The following is a 16,534-nucleotide window of genomic DNA, read 5'->3' on the forward strand; positions in this document are numbered from 1 at the left end:
AGGATCGAGCCGCGCCCGCCAAAGAGCGAGATGCCGCCGATCACCACGGCGGTGATCGCCTGGATGTTGCCGATCACGCCGGTCGTGGCCGAGGGCGACACCGAGCCGAACCGACCGATCATCACCCAGCCCGCCAGCGCGCAGATGAAGCCCACCAGCATGTAGACCGACATCAGCGTTCGGTGCACGTCGACACCGGCGAGCTGTGCCGCCTCGGGATCGTCGCCCACCGCATAGACATGCCGGCCCCAGGCGGTCGAGCGCAGCGCATAGGCCAGCGCTGCCACCAGCGCGATCATCAGGAAGACGCCGAGCGTGAACCGCGCGCCGCCGACGTCGAAAGTGGTGCCGAGGAATTGCAGGAACGGGGCTTCGGCCTCGATGTCTTGGCTGCGGATGGTTTCATTGGCGGAATAGAGATAGGTGGCGGCCAGCACAATCTGCCACATGCCCAGCGTCACGATGAAGGGCGGCAGTTTCATCCGGCTGACCAGCCAGCCGTTGGCCGCGCCGATGCCGGTGCCGACGGCGAGGCCCGCGATCACCGCGAAGACCGGCGGCAGGCCGTAGTCGAAGGAGACCTTGCCCATCACCACGGTGCAGAGCACCGCGATGGCGCCGACCGAGAGATCGATTCCGGCGGTCAGGATGATCAGCGCCTGCGCGGCGGCTAGCACACCGACGATCTGCACCTGTTGCAGGATCAGCGTCATGGCGAAGGGCGAGAAGAACTTGTTGCCCAGCACAAGGCCAAAGATCACGAGCGCCGCGAGCAGCACGATCAGCGGAACGAGCGCGGGGGTGGAATGCAGCAGGTCGTGGAACCGGCCCACGAAGCCCTTGTGCGGCGCGTCGAAGGAAGCGACGTCGCCCGACGCTCCCTCGGTGGCCGATTCGTAATTGTCCGCGTTGGACATGGGTGCCTCCCGGAATGTGAGTGCGAACGCCGCCCGGCGTTCAGGAATGGGAACGGGGCGGGCAGGTGGCCCGCGCCCGGCGATGTTTCAGCTTGCGTGTCGTCGGGGCGTTCCGTCAATCACCGCGCCTGCAACGGCTCCGGTCCTGGCTGGACGCCCTCCGCGTCCCGGGCTTGATCCGGGACCTCCAGGCCAACCCCAGGCCCCGGATCAAGCCCGGGGCAGGCTCCCGGATCAAGCCCGGGGCGGGCTCCCGGATCAGAGCCCGGGGCAAGCTCCCCGATCAGGCCCAGAGAGCGGGCTGCGGAGTGGGGCCGGACCGCCCAGAGACGGCCCGGCCGTTTGTCTCAGCCCCAGCAGAGGTCCTTGCCTTCCGCCACCGAGATCGACTCGACGCCTTCGACCGGCTGATCGGTGACAAGCGCCACGCCGGTATCGAAGAAGTCCTTGCCCTCGGAGGCTTCCGGCTTGGTGCCGTCCTTGGCCCATGCGGCAATTGCCTCGATGCCCAGCGACGCCATCTTCAGCGGGTATTGCTGCGAGGTGGCGCCGATCACGCCGGCCTCGATATTGTCGACGCCGGGGCAGCCGCCGTCGACCGAGACGATCAGCACGTCGTTCTCGCGGCCGATGGCCTTCAGCGCCTCATAGGCGCCGGCGGCGGCGGGTTCGTTGATCGTGTAGACCACGTTGATCATCGGATCTGTGGCCAACAGGTTCTCCATCGCGCGGCGGCCGCCTTCCTCGTTGCCCTGGGTCACGTCGTGGCCGACGATGCGGTCATCCTCTTCGTCGCCCCATTTGTTGGGGTCGCCCAGTTCGATGCCGAAGCCCTGAAGGAAGCCCTGGTCGCGCAGCACGCCGACGGTGGGCTGGCTGATGGCGAGGTCGAGCATGGCGATGCGAGCATTGGCCGCCTCGTCGCCCAGCTTGGCGGCGGCCCATTGGCCGATCAGCTCACCGGCGAGAAAATTGTCGGTGGCAAAGGTCATGTCGGCGGCGTCGATCGGATCGAGCGGTGTGTCGAGCGCGATCACCAGCAGCCCGGCGTTGCGGGCCTGCTCCAGCGAGGGCACGATGCCCGAGGTGTCGGAGGCGGTGATCAGAATGCCCTTGGCGCCATTGGCGATGCAGGTTTCGACCGCCTGAACCTGGGTTTCGTTGTCGCCATCGACCTTGCCGGCATAAGAGTTCAGCGCGACGCCGAGCTCTTCCGCCTTGGCGGTCGCGCCTTCGCGCATCTTGACGAAAAACGGGTTGGTGTCGGTTTTGGTGATCAGGCAGGCCGAAACCGAATGGCTGCCCGCCTGGGCCGCACCGGCAAATCCGGCGCAGGTCACGGCGGTACCGAGAAGAAGCTTTTTCATGGTGTCCTCCCAAAGACATAATCTCGTGCCGGTCACTGGACCGGCCCTCCCGTCTCGCCCATGCTGAGCGAGAACAAGGCAATACAACCTGATTCGCGACGCAGCGTCAATTAATAAATCATTTTGATTTATTAATTGACGCGTGTAAAGTTTATAGAGTTGGGAGGGGTGATTCATGACGCAGGAAAACAGTCGAAGCTTCAGCAGTGGTGTGAACCAGAGCGGTGTACGCGACTATAATGAACGGCTGTTGCTGTCGATGATCCAGCGTCTGGGGCCGATGCCGGGCAGCGACATGGCGCGGCAATCCAACCTCTCGGCGCAGACAGTGTCGGTGATCCTGCGCTCGCTCGAGGCGGATGGGCTGCTGATCAAAGGCGCGCCGCAGCGCGGCCGGGTCGGCAAGCCGCGCATTCCGATGGCGCTCAATCCCGCCGGCAGCTTTTCCTTCGGGCTCAAGATCGGCCGCCGCTCGGCCGACCTGGCGTTGATGGATCTGATGGGCGCGGTGCGGGCGCAGACCCAGGTGCAGTATCATTTCCCCGACCCGGATGCCTTGCTTGCCTTTCTTCAGGACGGGATCGCCGCGATGTCGGCCGATCTTGCGCCGGAACAGCGCGCGCTGATCTGCGGCATCGGCATCGCCGCGCCGTTCGAGCTCTGGAAACGGCACGAGATCATCGGCGCCGACGACCGCTCTTACGACTCCTGGCATGGTCGGGACATCGTCAAGGAAATGGCGGCTTTCACCGAGCTGCCGATTTCGCTGGTCAATGATGCCACCTCGGCCTGTTATGCCGAGAACACCTTTGGCCAGGGTCGCAAGTTCCGCGATTACGCCTATTTCTTCATCGGCGCCTTTGCCGGCGGTGGGGTGGTGATGAACGGCGCGGTCTTCGAGGGCCACCGGGAAAACGCCGGCGCGCTCGGGTCGCTGATCACCCGCGATGCCAAGGGCCGGCCGGCGCAGCTGATGGACCGGGCGTCGATCTTCTGGCTCGAAGCCGCGATCCGCGAGGCCGGCGGCGACCCCAGCCTGCTCTGGACCCAGGGCGCCGACTGGGCCGATTTCGAACATCAGCTCGGCCCCTGGATCGAGATGGCGGCGCAGGAGTTGGCGATGGCGGCGCTGTCCTGCTGCGCGGTGATCGACTTCGAGGCGGTGCTGATCGACGGCGCCTTTCCGGCGGCGGTGCGCGCCCGGCTGGTCCGGCGCGTGGCCGCCCTGGCACAGGACATCGAGACCATCGGCCTTTACCGGCCGGAGTTCGCCGAGGGCGAGGTCGGCGCCAATGCCCGCGTGCTGGGCGCCGCCTATCGCCCGATCGCCTCGCAGTATTTCCTCGGCTCGGGCATGTTGAACTCCAGCGTCTGAACCTATCCCAGAATATGCTCTGCCGTGCGCATCGCCAGCGCGGCAATGGTCAGCGTCGGGGCGTTGACCGGCATGGTCACATGCGCCGACGACCCCAGGATGTAGAGATTGGGGTGCTGGTGCGCCTGCTGATGCGCGGTGACCACCGAGGTGTTCGGATCGTCGCCCATGCGCGCCGTGCCGCCGATGATCGCGTTCGAGAGATACACCTCGTTCGAGGTGATCTCGGACGAGCCCAGCCGTTGCAGCACCTCGGTGTTGATCTTCCGGGAAATTTCCATGCCGGCGTGGGTGTACGCATCGATGTTGTAGGCAATGCGCGCCTTCGGCAGGCCGGCGCTGTCAACCTCGTCCGAGAGCGTCAGCCGGTTTTCGGGGTCGGGCAGGATCTCGCCGCTGGAATTGAGCCGCAAATGCCGCGACACGATGCGATTGAGTTCGCGGACCAGCGCCTGGCCCATGTATCCCTTGCGGATCAGCTCCCGTGCCACATCGGTGCCGTCGGAATTGCCGGAATGGCCGGAGTTCATGAAACTGGTGCCGATGGCCGCATGTGACGACCGGAAATCGCCGTCGCGCAGCTCTATCAGCCCCGAGGTCTGTTGCGGCCCGCGATAGGGAAAGACCGGGTCGCGGGTCACGCCCTTGGTGTCCTGGTTGGCCTGGGTGATCAGATAGCGCCCCACCGCGTCAGAGCCGTTGGCCACGCCCCTGGGCGCGTTTTCCTGCGCCGACATCAGCAGCAGCCGAGGGTTCTCGATCGCATGGCAGCAGAGCGCATAGACATTGGCGGTGACGCGGGCTTCGCTGCCGTCGGGGCGGCGCACGTCGACGCCGCTGACGCGACCGTCGGGCGCGACGTGGATCATCGTCACCACCGCCTCGGTGATGATCTGCGTCCCTGCCGCCTCGGCCTTGTCGGCGATCACCGAGCCGTCGAGCTTGGCGCCGACAGGACAGATCGGCACGCAGGTGTTGTTGCCGCAGCAGGGCGGGCGACCGTCGAATTGCACCGAGTTGCGGGCGTGGCTGAAGATGCCGGAATGCAGGCCCATTTGTTTCAGCGCGATATCGACGCGGCTGTCCATGTAGGAGGCCGGGATCGGCGGCATCGGATAGGGCTCGCTCCGGGGGGCGCCCCAGGTGTGTTCCATGCTGCCGGCGACCCCCCAGATCTTCTCGGCGCGGGCGTAATAGGGTGTCAGCTCCTCGTAGCCGACCGGCCAGTCGAGGCCGACGCCATAGGTGCTCTTCATGCGGAAATCGGCCGGGCGCAGCCGGTCGGCAAAGCCGGTCCAATGCCAGGTCGAGCCGCCGTAGATCCGCAGGTAGGCGCCGACAAACTCCATCGGCCCGGCCTGGTCATAGAAGGTGGCATAGCCGCCATCCTCGGGATGCGGCGCCCAGGGGTTCGACGGATAAGGCGCCTGCGGGCCCTTGACCGGGTTTCTGGTGAAGATCGACATCCAGTCATGACGCGGCTTTTTCGGCCCGGCCTCGAGCACCGTGACCTGCCGCCCGGCCTGTGCCAGTTCCAGCGCCAGATGCGACCCGGCCATGCCGGCGCCCACCACCAGAACATCGACGGTTTCCGGCACGGGCGTCGTCATCGCTCGGGCTCCTGCCAATGGCCGAAGGGCCCGCCACAAAGCCCCGGCGCGGTGGCGAATGTCAGCGCCTGCCAGCCGAGGCAATAGTCGTAGTACGTCACCTTGCCATCGACCTCGCCGGTAAAGAGAAAGGTGGCGATCCAGCGCATCTGGTCGCCGGCGCGCAGGCTGGCCGCCTGGCTCATCGCCTCGAGATCGGGGCGCCGCCGCGCCAGCGCCACCAGGCCGAATATCGCCTCGGTGCCAAAGGCGCGGGCGAACTCGGTCTCGCAGGCCTCGAGCAGCAGCGGCGGCATATAGGTCGTGCCGCCGATGGCGCGGATGATGTCGCGAAACACCGCCAGATCGTCCTCGACCCCCAGCCGCGCCCTGGCGCCGGCCGGGGCCAGCGCCATGGCGGCGCCAAGGATGCGGATCACGTCGCGGCGGGCCAGGCGCTGCATCAGAAAGTCCTCACAAGCGCCAGCCCGCGCGAGCGGTTCGAGGCGCTATCCTTGTCGAGCATTGCCTTGTAGAGCAGCGGCATCGGAATCCAGGCCGGCGGATACTTGTACCCCGCCACGTCGAGAACCAGCACCGAATCGCTTGGTTCGTGATAGGCGGCAATGGGCGAGACATGGCCCTCGCCATCCTGGCCGACGATGCCGCGATTGTAGTTCAGGATCACCCGGCTGTTCGGGTCCGACAGGCCGTCGAGGATGACGCTGCGCATCTGCGCCTCGTCATTTTCATCGGCAAAGACCGTGGTCGGCTGCACATCAAGATGGGTCAGGTACTGGCCGATCTCGTCGAGCGTCAGCCCGTCGGTCACCACGCCTTCAAAGCTCTTGACCTGTTGGTTGGCCGCGTTGAACAGGTTTTCCTGGGTGAAATAGGGGTAGGGATAGCGCTTGGGATCGATGGGCCGCTGCACCGCGTCCTCGTAGGAATTGAGCACCGCCGCCATGCTGGCGATCGAACAGAAAGTCAGGAATTTCTCGCTCTCCAGATAGGGCGCCACGCGGAAATAATCGTGGTTGAACCGGCTCTGCACCACACGGGCGCCGCCCTCTTCGGTGGTGAGGTAGACAAGGCGGTCGTCGGCGCCCTCGGCCGAGGCCTTGACCAGATGCGTCACCGGCGCGGCGCTGACCACCGAGGCTTCGGTGCCGAAGAACTCGGCCAATCGGTCGATCTCGGCATCCGAGAGCTGTTGCGCGATGGCCTGCATCACATCCGCCGTGCCGCCGCTGCGCTGACCGGATTTGTAGGCGTGCAGGGCGTTGCGCAAATAGGTCTGCGACTGGCCGTGGATGATCGGGATGTGATCGATTTGGGCAACGCCGTCGACGGAATGACAGCTCAGGCAGGTCTGGGCATCGACTTGGGGCGCGGCAAGCGCCGGCGAGGCGCCAAGCACGACAAGGGCGAGGGCCGGCAGGGTCGGGCGCGGAAGGCTCATGGCAAAATCCTTACATTCATCATCATGCCCGCGTCCTCATGCGGCAGGATGTGGCAATGGGTGACGAAATCGCCGTCGAAATCCTCGAACCGTGACCGGATCGTCAGCGTCCCGGCCGCCGGCACCACGAAGGTGTCATGCCAGGGCCGCTCTGCCACCGGCTTCCCGTTGATTGCCACCACCTGGAACGGGTTGATGTGGATGTGCATCGGATGCGGATAGGCGGTGGTGTTGACGAAGGTCCATTCCTCGGCGGTGTCCAGTTTCGGGGTCAGGTGCCAAGTGTCGGGGTCATAGGACTGGCCGTCGATGGTGAAGGCGGTATCGAAGATGGCGCGCGGATCCTTGCGCTCGCCCAGAACCACCCGCCGCTTGCGGCTGATCTCGGCGTCGGTGATGTCGGGCGGAGTGGCCGCCGGCGCGGGCATCAGGCCCGAGGACGCGCCGCCGGGCTCCACATGCACCTGGGCGATGGTCCGCGCGTCAAGATCGACAAGTCCGTGGCGATAGGGCTGGCGCTCCATGTCATGCAGACCGGGCGCCAGCCCCTCGACCACCACATCGAACCGGTTGCCGGGTGACAGGAGCAGGCTGTTCACCGGTTTCGGTTCATGCAGGGGTATGCCATCCCGGCCGACCAGAATGGCCCCGAGGCCCATAGCCTTGAAATTCAGTGGGCAAAACTGGAAATCATTGGCCAGGAGCATGCGCCAGAACTGACGCTCGCCCTGGCGCAGCCGCAGGGTGGGGCGGTATTGGCCGTTCAGGGTGAAGATCCGCGGCGCGCCGAGCGACATGAATTGCCTCGGGTCGTCAAACGCTGCCGCGTCGCTGCCGATCACGGTCTGGATCACGATCTGCCGTTCGGGCAGTCCGGCGGGCAGATAATCTTCGGGTTCGACGAGAATCAGCCCCGCCATTCCACTGCCGATCTGTGCCGCGACAGAGCCATGCCAATGCGGGTGATACCAGAAACTACCGACAGGGTGGTTTTGGGGGATTTGCACGCGGTAGTTGAATGCTCCGCCCGGCTCGACAGTGAGAAAAACATTGTCGCTGGCGCCCTTGGGGCTTACGTGCATGCCGTGAAAGTGAAGATTGGTGGTGTTGAGATCATGTGGTGCGACATGGCCCATACCCTGTGGACCGCAAAGATCCGCGGCGCTCAGGAACGGCGAATCGGCAAGCTCGGGCAACGCAAGCGGGTTCTGCGGAAGCCCGTTTTCAAGCCGGATTTCCATTACGTCGCCGGGGTGGACGCGCAGCGTCGGGCCGGGCAACCCTCGGTTATAGCGCCGCAATTTACGGGGTTTGTCGTCAACCAGCGCCTGAGAGAGCGTCGGGCGCAGGGTCGCCCGCAAGACGCCGGCCTCACTGCGGATCTCGGCCGGATTGGCCAGATCGCCGGGCCCGCCAAGGCCAAAGCCCGCCAGCGCATCCCCCGACCAGCCGACGGCGGCCACAGCGCCCAGCGCCGCGCCGCCGGCGCCAAGTGCCAATATCTGCCTGCGATTGTGCATGGGCCTGCCCCCTGTTGCCGCCCATTTTGTCACCATCGATTTAAAAAAGCGACTTACCTATATACCGTTATCCGGCGTAACCAGTTATAAGTGTGATGAATATCACTTTAAATACCTTTACTTGGAAATCTCGTTTGAGATCGGCAGGTGGTCCGATTGCAGGTTGAAGACTGGCTTCGCAGCCATGGGCTCGAAAAATACGTGGCGCGCTTTGCAGAGCACGAAATCGGCCTCGATATTCTCGAGACGCTGACCGGTGCTGATCTGCGCGAAATCGGCCTGCCGCTGGGCGCGCGCAAACGGGTGCTCAAGGCGATTGCAGAGTTCCGCGAGGCTGGCGACGGCCTGGCCCGGACCCTGCCGTCGGCCCGGCCGGATTCGGGCGAGCGGCGACAGATCACCGTGTTGTTCTGCGATCTGGTGGATTTCACCGGGCTGGCCACGGCGATGGATCCCGAAGACCTCGAGGCGCTGATCGCCCGGTTTGTCGAAACCTGCCGAATCGAAGTGGCGCGCTGGGGCGGGCATGTGGGCAATTACCTCGGCGACGGGCTGCTGATCTACTTCGGCTGGCCGCAGGCCCATGAGGATGCGCCGCAGCGCGCCGCCCATGCTTCGTTGGCGCTGATCGGCGCGGCGGCCAAGCTGCTGGCCCCCTCGGGCCTGCCGCTGCGGGTGCGGGTCGGCATGGCCACCGGGCTGGTACTGGCCGGGCGCAAGGTCGAATCCGGGTCGCTCCGGCTCGATACCGTGTTCGGCAAGACACCGAACCTGGCCGCGCGGCTCGAGGCGCTGGCCGCTCCCGGCGAAGTGCTGATCGACAGCGCGACGGCGGCGCTTTTGCCCGAGCCGCGCTTTGCGATGACCGATCTGGGGCCGCATCTGGTCAAGGGTTTCACCTCGGAGGTCGGCGTGGTGCGGCTTGACGGAGCCTCGATCCAGTCGATGCCGGGCCGGGCGCGCAATGCGCGGCTCGGCGAGGCGCCGATCGAGGGCCGCGCCCGGCCGCTCAGCCGGCTTGCCGGTTGGTGGCAGGAGGTGGTCGAAGGCGCCGGTCTGCGCATCGTGCTGCTCGAAGGCGAGGCCGGTATCGGCAAGAGCCACCTGAGTGCGCATTTCCTGCGCGCCTGCCGCAGCAGCGGCGGGCAGGGGCACGAGCTTCAGTGCTGGCCCTACAACGACAATGCCACGCTCTACCCGATGGTGGCGTGGCTCTACGAGCGGGCGGGCGTGCTGCCCGATGCCCCGGTCGGTCAGCGGCGCGACGGCTTTGCCGCGCTGGCAGCGCACCAGGGGCTGCCGTCCGAGGTCTATCTGAGCGGTCTCGGCGATCTGCTCGATCTCGATCCTGCGCCACTGGTGCAATCAGCCGAGCTGCGCCGTTCGGCCTGGTTCGAGGCCATCGCGCAGATCCTGCGCGCCGATTGCGCCCATGCGCCGATGGTTCTGGTCTTCGAAGACATGCATTGGACCGATCCGCTGAGCGATCAGCTGCTCGGCCATCTGGCCGAATCCGCCGCCGATCTGCCTCTGGTCATCCTCGCCAGCGCGCGGCCGCAATATGCGCCGGGCTGGGCACATCACGGGCCGGTGCGCCGGATCGAGCTGTCGCGGCTGGGCCGGGGCGCGGCCGAACGCATGGTGGCGCAGCTTTCGGCCGGGCTGGCGCCGGAGGTGCGCGATCGGATCGTCGAGGCCTCTGACGGGGTGCCGCTGTTCGTTTCGGAGCTGACCCGCGACGTGATCAAGCGCGCCGGCGACGGCAGTGGTGACGCCGCCACGCTGACCATCCCCGCGACCTTGCAGGGGGTGCTGGCGGCGCGGCTTGAATCGGCGGGCGATGCGCGGCCGGTGGCGCAGGTGGCAAGCTGCATCGGGCGGATCTTCGATCCCGGAGTTCTGGCCCGGGTGACCGGCCGGGACTCGGTCGATCTGGCGGCCTTGCTGGACACGCTGGAAGCCCTCGCGCTGATCGAGCCGATCGAGGCCGGCGACACCCGCTACATCTTTCGCCACGCGCTCATTCAAGAGGCGGCGTATCAGTCGCAGCCGAAGTCGCGGCGGCGCGCGATCCACGGTGCGGTGGCCGATACCCTGGCGCTCAGCCCGACCGCGGATGACCGTGTGCTGGCCAACCACCTGACCGCGGCCGAGCGCTATTCCGAGGCGGTGGAACGCTGGAAGGGCGCCGGCATCCGCGCCGCGCGGCGGTCGGCCCAGGGCGAGGCGATCGAGCATTTCCGCCGGGGCCTGAGCCTGCTTGACAAGCTGCCCGCCGGGCGCGACCGCGACGCTCGCCGGCTGGCGATGCTGTTGGCACTGGGGCCGGTGCTGTCGTCGCACGACGGGTATGGCGCCGAAACGGTCGGCGCGCTTTATGCCGAGGCGGCCGCGCTGGCCGATAGTGTCGGGCATCCCTCCGACCGCTTTGCCGTGCGCCGCGGGCTTTGGATGTACCGCCAGATGAGCGCGCAATACATCGCCGCCGAAAAGGTGGCGCAGGAGATGATGGCGCTGACCGGCGATGCCGCGCCCGATGCCGCGCTGTCGCTCGAGGCCCGGCGCGCGCTAGGCGCCACCGCCTTCATGCTGGGCAACCTGCGCGCGGCGCGGGGCCACCTGGAAGAGGCCATCGCCGGCTATGCCAAGGGCGACGGCGCCGGCAATATCGCACTCTACGGCGATGATCCGGGGCTGGGCTGCATGGCCTATTTGAGCAGCGGGCTGTGGTATCTCGGCGAACCCGAGGCTGCGCTGCGCTGCTGTGACGAGATGCTCTCGATCGCCCGGCGGATCGAACACCCGTTCTCGCTCGCCCGGTCGCTGACCTTTTCGGCCTTTACCTATCACCTGATGCAGGATTTCGACCGGCTGCTGCCCACCGCGCAAGAGGCGGCCGCGCTGGCCGAACGTTTCGAGTTTCCGTTCCACGAAGGGGTGGGGCGGATTCTTTTGGGCTGGGGGCTTTGTCGGCTGGGCGATCATGACCGTGGCCGCAGCCAGATCGACGCCGGCTTTGACTGCTACAACGCCTCGGGCAGCCACATGCTGCAACCACTCTATCTCACCCTGCGCGCCGGGCTGGCGCAAGATTGCGCCCTTCCGGACGAGGCTTGGGAAATGTCCCGGCAATCTCTGGCCGCGCTCGAACGCAGCCAGGAAAACCTTGTCCGCCCCGAGGTGCTGCGGGTGCATGGCGAGTTGCTGGCCCAGCGCGGGCAGGTGCCCGAGGGGCTCTGGCACATCGATCAGGCCTTGGCGGTGGCGGAAGAACAGGCCTCGGTGTTCTGCGCCCTGCGCGCGCATGTCTCGGCCAGCCGGATCAATCCGGGCCGGGCCGGGGCGCTGGCCGAGGCCCTGGCGCGGTTTCCGGCAGAAATGACCACCGCAGACCTTGCCGACGCCCGCGCGGCGCTGGCGACAATCCGGGAACGGGCCGGGTGAGCAACCGGGCCACGCATGACGTCTGGAACGGCCAGTCCGGCGCCGATTGGGCCGAACACCAGCCCGATCTCGATCTCTTACTGGGGCAGTCGATGCGGCGGCTGGCGGCGCTGCTGCCGCTGGCGCCGGGCCGCCAGGTGCTCGAGATCGGCAGCGGTGCCGGCAGTTTCAGCCTGGCGCTGGCCCATGCGGTTGCCCCCGGCGGGCGGGTGCTTGGCCTCGATGTCTCGGAGCCGTTGCTGCGCCTGGCGCGGGCCCGCGCCGAAGGCCGGGGCGACCTCGCCTTTGCCAAATGCGACATCCAGACCGATGCGCTCGATGCCGCCGGCTTCGACATCTGCGCCGCCCATGTCGGCATGATGTTCTTTTCCGATCCGGTAGTGGCGCTGACACGCCTGCGCCGGCGGCTGACCTCGGGCGGGGTGATCGTCTTCAACGGCTGGGCGGCGCGGGGCAACCCGTGGTTTTCCCTGCCCCTCGGCGTTGCCGAACGGCACCTTGGCCCGCTGCCGTCCCCGCCGCTCGGCGAAACACCGCCGCCCGGCCCGCTGGCCTTCGCCGATGTGACCTATGTAACAGGCCTGTTGCGTCAGGCGGGCTATCGTCAGGTGGAAGGATGGCAAGAGACCATCGCAATCCGCCATCCCGGAGGACTGGACGCGCTGATGCAGACACTGGCTTACGTCGGCCCGATTTCGACGCTCTATCGCCTGAAACAACCCGGTGCGGCGCAAAAGGCCCATATCGCCGGCGAGATCCGCGAGGCGTTCTCCGCCTTTGTCGATGCCGGCGGCGGCATCGACATGCCGGGCACCATGGCGTTTTATCGCGCGGTTGCGCCATGAGCGCCGAGGCGCAATGGCTTCTGCTCCTTCTCCTCGGTTTCCAGGTCAAGCATCTGGCCGGCGACTACCTGTTGCAGACCCCCTTCATGCTGAGCGGCAAGGGCCGCTACGGCCACCCCGGCGGCCTGGTGCATGCCGGCATCCATGGCGCGCTGAGCTTCGGGCTTCTGGCGCTGACCGGGGTGGGGGCCGGCGTTCTGGCCGGGCTCGCCCTGGCCGAGACGGTGCTGCATTACCATCTCGACTGGGCCAAGGAACGCTGGCTGCGCCGGCAGGCATTGACCACCGCCGATCCGCGCTTCTGGCTGGCGCTGGGTCTGGACCAGTTCCTGCACCATCTGACTTACCTCGGCATGGCGGCCCTGGTGGTGGTCACGCTGACCTGAGGGAAAATATTCGCCATTTCGGACGGCTCTGGTCCTGAATCGGGCTATCAACCGGCGGCGACGGCGGGTAAGCCATGGCGCATCATCCCAACAACAACCGAAATACTGCCATGTCCGATGAATTCTACCGCCTGAGCCTTCTGCCGCCCTATGTCATCGCCGAGATCAACGCGATGCGCGCGGCGGCGCGGCGCAAGGGTGAGGATGTGATCGATCTCGGCATGGGCAACCCCGATCTTCCGCCGCCGCAGCACGTCATCGACAAGCTGATCGAAGTGGCTTCGAAGCCCGACGCCCACGGCTATTCCCAATCCAAGGGCATCCCCGGCCTGCGCCGGGCGCAGGCCAATTACTACGGCACCCGCTTCAATGTCGAACTCGATCCCGAGACCGAAGTGGTGGTGACCATGGGCTCGAAAGAGGGGCTGGCCTCGCTCGCCACCGCGATTACCGCGCCGGGCGACGTGGTGCTGGCGCCCGATCCGTCGTATCCGATCCATACCTTCGGCTTCATCATGGCCGGCGCCACGATCCACGCGGTGCCGACGACACCGGACGAGTTCTATTTCGAGAGCCTCGAGAAAGCCGTCGCCGATTGTCGGCCCAAGCCCAAGGTGCTGGTGGTCAACTACCCGTCGAACCCGACCGCCGAGACGGTGGACCTGGCGTTTTACGAACGCCTCGTGGCCTTTGCCAAGGACAACAATCTCTATGTGATCTCCGACCTGGCCTATTCCGAGCTCTACTATGACGGCAAGCCGACACGCTCGATCCTCGAGGTGCCGGGCGGCAAGGATGTGGCGGTGGAATTCACCTCGCTGTCGAAGAGCTATTCCATGGCCGGCTGGCGCATGGGCTTTGCCGTCGGCAACCCCAAGCTGATCGCGGCGATGACGCGGGTGAAATCCTATCTCGATTATGGCGCATTCACTCCGATCCAGGCCGCCGCCTGCGCCGCGCTGAACGGGCCGCAGGACATCGTGGCCGAGAACCGCGCCCGCTATCAGAAGCGCCGCGACGTGATGGTCGAAAGCTTTGCCCGCGCCGGGTGGGACATTCCTGCGCCGGCCGCCTCGATGTTCGCCTGGGCGCCGCTGCCGCCGGCGCTGGCGCATATGGGATCGCTCGAGTTTTCCAAGGAGTTGCTGACCAATGCCAATGTCGCGGTGGCGGCGGGCATCGGCTATGGCCCGCGCGGCGAGGGCTATGTGCGCATCGCCATGGTCGAGAACGAGCAGCGCATCCGCCAGGCGGCGCGCAACATCAAGCGCTACTTCCAGAAGATGGGGATCAACACCCCGGCGCAGGGGGACTGAGACCCGAGACCCGGGGGGCCAGCCCCCCGGACCCCCCGGCGGTATTTTCAAAGAGAAGAAGACCAGGGGACTTGGATCAGCCCTGGGTGCGCAGAAGCAGGGCGGTGCCGAGGCCGCCGGCGGAGGCGATGGCGGCGAGGCCGGTGCCGGGCGTCTTGCGCAGCTGGTGAAACAGGTCGACCGCGAGAATCGTGCCGCTGGCGCCTATGGGATGCCCACGGGCCAGGGCGCCGCCATCGCGGTTGACGATCTCTCGGGGGAGCTGCGCGCCCTGTTGGCAGGCGATGGCCTGGACGGCAAAGGCTTCCATGATCTCGGCGCTTATCAGCGTGTTAGCCGGGGTGCCCTCCAGGACAGCTTCTATGGCGGCCACCGGGGCGAGGCCGGGCATGTCCGGGGGGCCGCCGAGGGTTCTGCCGGCGATGATCCCGGCGCTTTGGCGGCCCTGGGCCACACGCTCTGACACCACCAGAACGAAGGCCGCGGCATCGGCGGCCACGGCCATGTTGGCGGCGGTGATCGTGCCATGGACCTGTGGTGCGCGGGCGCAGAGCCGGGGGGTGAGGGCGCGGGTGAAGGGATCTCTGGTGAGGCCGGCGATCTCGACGATGCCGGGAGCTGTGGCGGCGAGCGCCTTGCGGTGGCTTTCGATGGCCCAGGTGTCCTGTGTCTCGCGGCTGATCCCCTGGTCTCGTGCCAGGCGGTCGGCGGCTTCTGCCATGCCGGGGTCACGTTCCGGCCAGGGGGTGAAGCGGGCCTGGTCGTAGGGTTCGGGCGGGCGGCCGTCGGCGAAGCTGCGCAAGCGCTGCGGGCGGCGGGAATAGCTTTCGGCGCCGCCGGCGATCACCACCTCATGCAGGCCGCTTTGCACCATGGCCGCGGCGAGCAGCAGCGCGTCGAGGCCGCCGGCGCATTGCCGGTCGATGGTGAGCCCGGCGACGCGCTGCGGCAGGCCCGCCGCCAGGGCGGTGACGCGCGCCGGATTGCCGCCGGCGCCGAGGGCGTTTGACAGGATCAACTCGCCTATATCCTCGGGGGCAAGGCCGGCATCAGCCAGCAGGGCGTCGATCACCGGTGTGGCGATGTCGTGCGGCTCCAGCGTGGCGAAGGCGCCGTTGCGCGGCGCCACGGCGCTGCGGCGGGCGGCGAGGATGTGGCTCATGCCTCGGCCCTTCTGGCCAAGGCCGCGAGGTTGGGCTTGCCGGCCGGCAGGAGGGGCAGGGCATCAATGCGGATGAAGCGCTGCGGCACGGCCTGCGGCGGCAGGACGGCGCGGCAGGCGGCGCGCAGGGCCGCCTCCGGCGCGGTGCCCTGGACGAAGGCGATCATCCGGTGGCCCCTTGCGGCATCGGGGCGGGGTACCACCGCGCAGGCCGAGACGCCGGGCTGCCCTGCCACCACCGCCTCGATTTCCTCGGGAAAGACATTGTGATCTGCGACGGTGACCATGCGGCTCTTGCGGCCGCGCAGGAACAGATGGCCGGCCGCGTCGAGATAGCCCATCTCGCCGATGCTCAGCCAGCGGCCCGCGCGCCGGGTGTCGGCAGCGGCGCCGCTGGCGTAGCCGTCGAAGAGATAGGGGCTGGCGACCCAGATCTCGCCGGTTTCGCCCGCCGGCGCATCGATCCGCAAGTCTACGCCGGGATAGGCGCGGCCGACCGATCCGGCGGGCGTGCCGGCCTCGCTCATGGTGATGAAACTGGTCTCGCTGGCGCCAAAGAAAACCCGCAGATCGGCCGTCTCGAACCGCGCCCGAAGCTGGCCCTGCAACGCGCTGTCGAGCGCGCCGCCGCCGCAGAAGATATGGCGCAGCGCGGGGAATTCCGCGATCCCCGCCGTCGCGGCGCCGCGCAGCAGCAGCCGCAGCTGTGTCGGTGTCGCATAGATCACGCTGATCCGCCCCGTGGCCAGATATTGCGCCTGCGCGCGGGGCCGCATTCCGGCCAGCGCCGCCACATCGGCGCCGAGATGAAACGCTTCGAGCAGGGCGTAGAGCGTGAGCGAATGGCCAAGATCGCCAAAGCAGGCATAGCGCGCGGCGGGGCCGAGGCCAAAGAGCCCTGCGGTCACCTCGAACGAGCGCTGCCAGCTTTCGGGCCGTCGCCGGATCACCTTGGGCGCGCCCGAGGACCCGGAGGTCTCGCAGAACAGCATCGGCGGACCGTCCATGGCCAGCGGCCCCGCTGCCTGTGACAGATGCAGCGCGCCGCCGTGCCGGAGGGCTTGGACCAGCGCAGCGAGCCCGCGCGCCTCTGGCGTCAGCAGGGCGCTCTGCGGCGATATGACAAAGCTCTCTTGCATCGCCCCGTTCTG

The 16,534-nt window shown here is 67.1% G+C and carries 13 protein-coding genes; 5 read left to right on the forward strand and 8 right to left on the reverse strand.

Annotation, left to right across the window (positions count from 1 at the left end; genetic code table 11):
• Together BMW90_RS22720 and BMW90_RS22725 are read right to left on the reverse strand one after the other, a co-directional pair.
• Positions 1–917: ABC transporter permease (locus BMW90_RS22720; RefSeq protein ID WP_074839580.1), on the reverse strand; the 917-nt coding region annotated here is incomplete at its 3' end.
• 347 nt (positions 918–1,264) lie between these two features.
• Positions 1,265–2,284, reverse strand: a complete 1,020-nt coding sequence (locus tag BMW90_RS22725) for a sugar ABC transporter substrate-binding protein (protein WP_074839582.1) — start codon at positions 2,282–2,284, stop codon at positions 1,265–1,267.
• A gap of 175 nt (positions 2,285–2,459) precedes the next feature.
• Here BMW90_RS22725 and BMW90_RS22730 point away from each other — a divergent pair, with 175 nt between their 5' ends.
• Positions 2,460–3,659, forward strand: coding sequence for an ROK family transcriptional regulator (locus BMW90_RS22730; RefSeq protein ID WP_048533018.1), 1,200 nt, complete (start codon positions 2,460–2,462; stop codon positions 3,657–3,659).
• A gap of 2 nt (positions 3,660–3,661) precedes the next feature.
• Here BMW90_RS22730 and BMW90_RS22735 read toward each other — a convergent pair whose 3' ends face one another.
• Genes BMW90_RS22735 through BMW90_RS22750 form a run of 4 tightly spaced genes read right to left on the reverse strand, consistent with a single transcriptional unit; the run spans position 3,662 to position 8,230 of the window.
• On the reverse strand, positions 3,662–5,269 hold the full coding sequence (locus BMW90_RS22735; RefSeq protein ID WP_074839584.1) for a GMC family oxidoreductase: 1,608 nt from the start codon (positions 5,267–5,269) through the stop codon (positions 3,662–3,664).
• Entirely contained in the window at positions 5,266–5,712 is a 447-nt protein-coding gene (locus BMW90_RS22740; RefSeq protein WP_048533014.1) for a hypothetical protein, read from the reverse strand. The genes BMW90_RS22735 and BMW90_RS22740 overlap by 4 nt, the downstream gene beginning before the upstream one ends.
• Entirely contained in the window at positions 5,712–6,710 is a 999-nt protein-coding gene (locus tag BMW90_RS22745) for a phytochelatin synthase family protein (protein ID WP_083416168.1), read from the reverse strand. Before BMW90_RS22745 ends, BMW90_RS22740 begins: the two co-directional genes overlap by 1 nt.
• A complete protein-coding gene (locus tag BMW90_RS22750; protein ID WP_074839587.1) occupies positions 6,707–8,230 on the reverse strand; it encodes a multicopper oxidase family protein in 1,524 nt (507 codons plus the stop codon). Before BMW90_RS22750 ends, BMW90_RS22745 begins: the two co-directional genes overlap by 4 nt.
• A 156-nt stretch (positions 8,231–8,386) precedes the next feature.
• On the opposite strand from BMW90_RS22750, the gene BMW90_RS22755 reads away from it, so the two are divergent.
• The 4 genes from BMW90_RS22755 to BMW90_RS22770 all read left to right on the forward strand — a co-directional run bounded on the left by BMW90_RS22755 (position 8,387) and on the right by BMW90_RS22770 (position 14,221).
• Complete coding sequence (locus BMW90_RS22755; RefSeq protein WP_074839589.1) at positions 8,387–11,674, forward strand: adenylate/guanylate cyclase domain-containing protein; 3,288 nt, start codon at positions 8,387–8,389, stop codon at positions 11,672–11,674.
• Positions 11,671–12,519, forward strand: coding sequence for a class I SAM-dependent methyltransferase (locus BMW90_RS22760; RefSeq protein WP_074839591.1), 849 nt, complete (start codon positions 11,671–11,673; stop codon positions 12,517–12,519). The genes BMW90_RS22755 and BMW90_RS22760 overlap by 4 nt, the downstream gene beginning before the upstream one ends.
• Positions 12,516–12,905 (forward strand): DUF3307 domain-containing protein, encoded by a 390-nt coding sequence (locus tag BMW90_RS22765; RefSeq protein WP_074839594.1) that lies wholly within the window; start codon positions 12,516–12,518, stop codon positions 12,903–12,905. The genes BMW90_RS22760 and BMW90_RS22765 overlap by 4 nt, the downstream gene beginning before the upstream one ends.
• A gap of 110 nt (positions 12,906–13,015) precedes the next feature.
• Positions 13,016–14,221 (forward strand): LL-diaminopimelate aminotransferase, encoded by a 1,206-nt coding sequence (locus BMW90_RS22770; protein ID WP_048533978.1) that lies wholly within the window; start codon positions 13,016–13,018, stop codon positions 14,219–14,221.
• A 76-nt stretch (positions 14,222–14,297) separates the two neighbouring features.
• Here the strand turns inward: BMW90_RS22770 and BMW90_RS22775 are convergent, their stop codons facing one another.
• The gene (locus BMW90_RS22775; RefSeq protein WP_074839596.1) at positions 14,298–15,383 is read right to left on the reverse strand and encodes a thiolase family protein; all 1,086 of its coding nucleotides are present in this window, start codon (positions 15,381–15,383) and stop codon (positions 14,298–14,300) included.
• Positions 15,380–16,522: an AMP-binding protein gene (locus BMW90_RS22780; protein ID WP_074839599.1), complete on the reverse strand. Its 1,143-nt coding sequence runs from the start codon at positions 16,520–16,522 to the stop codon at positions 15,380–15,382. Before BMW90_RS22780 ends, BMW90_RS22775 begins: the two co-directional genes overlap by 4 nt.
• Positions 16,523–16,534: the final 12 nt, after the last annotated feature.

Origin of the sequence: Marinovum algicola (genome assembly GCF_900109145.1) — a bacterium.
GTDB lineage: Bacteria > Pseudomonadota > Alphaproteobacteria > Rhodobacterales > Rhodobacteraceae > Marinovum > Marinovum algicola.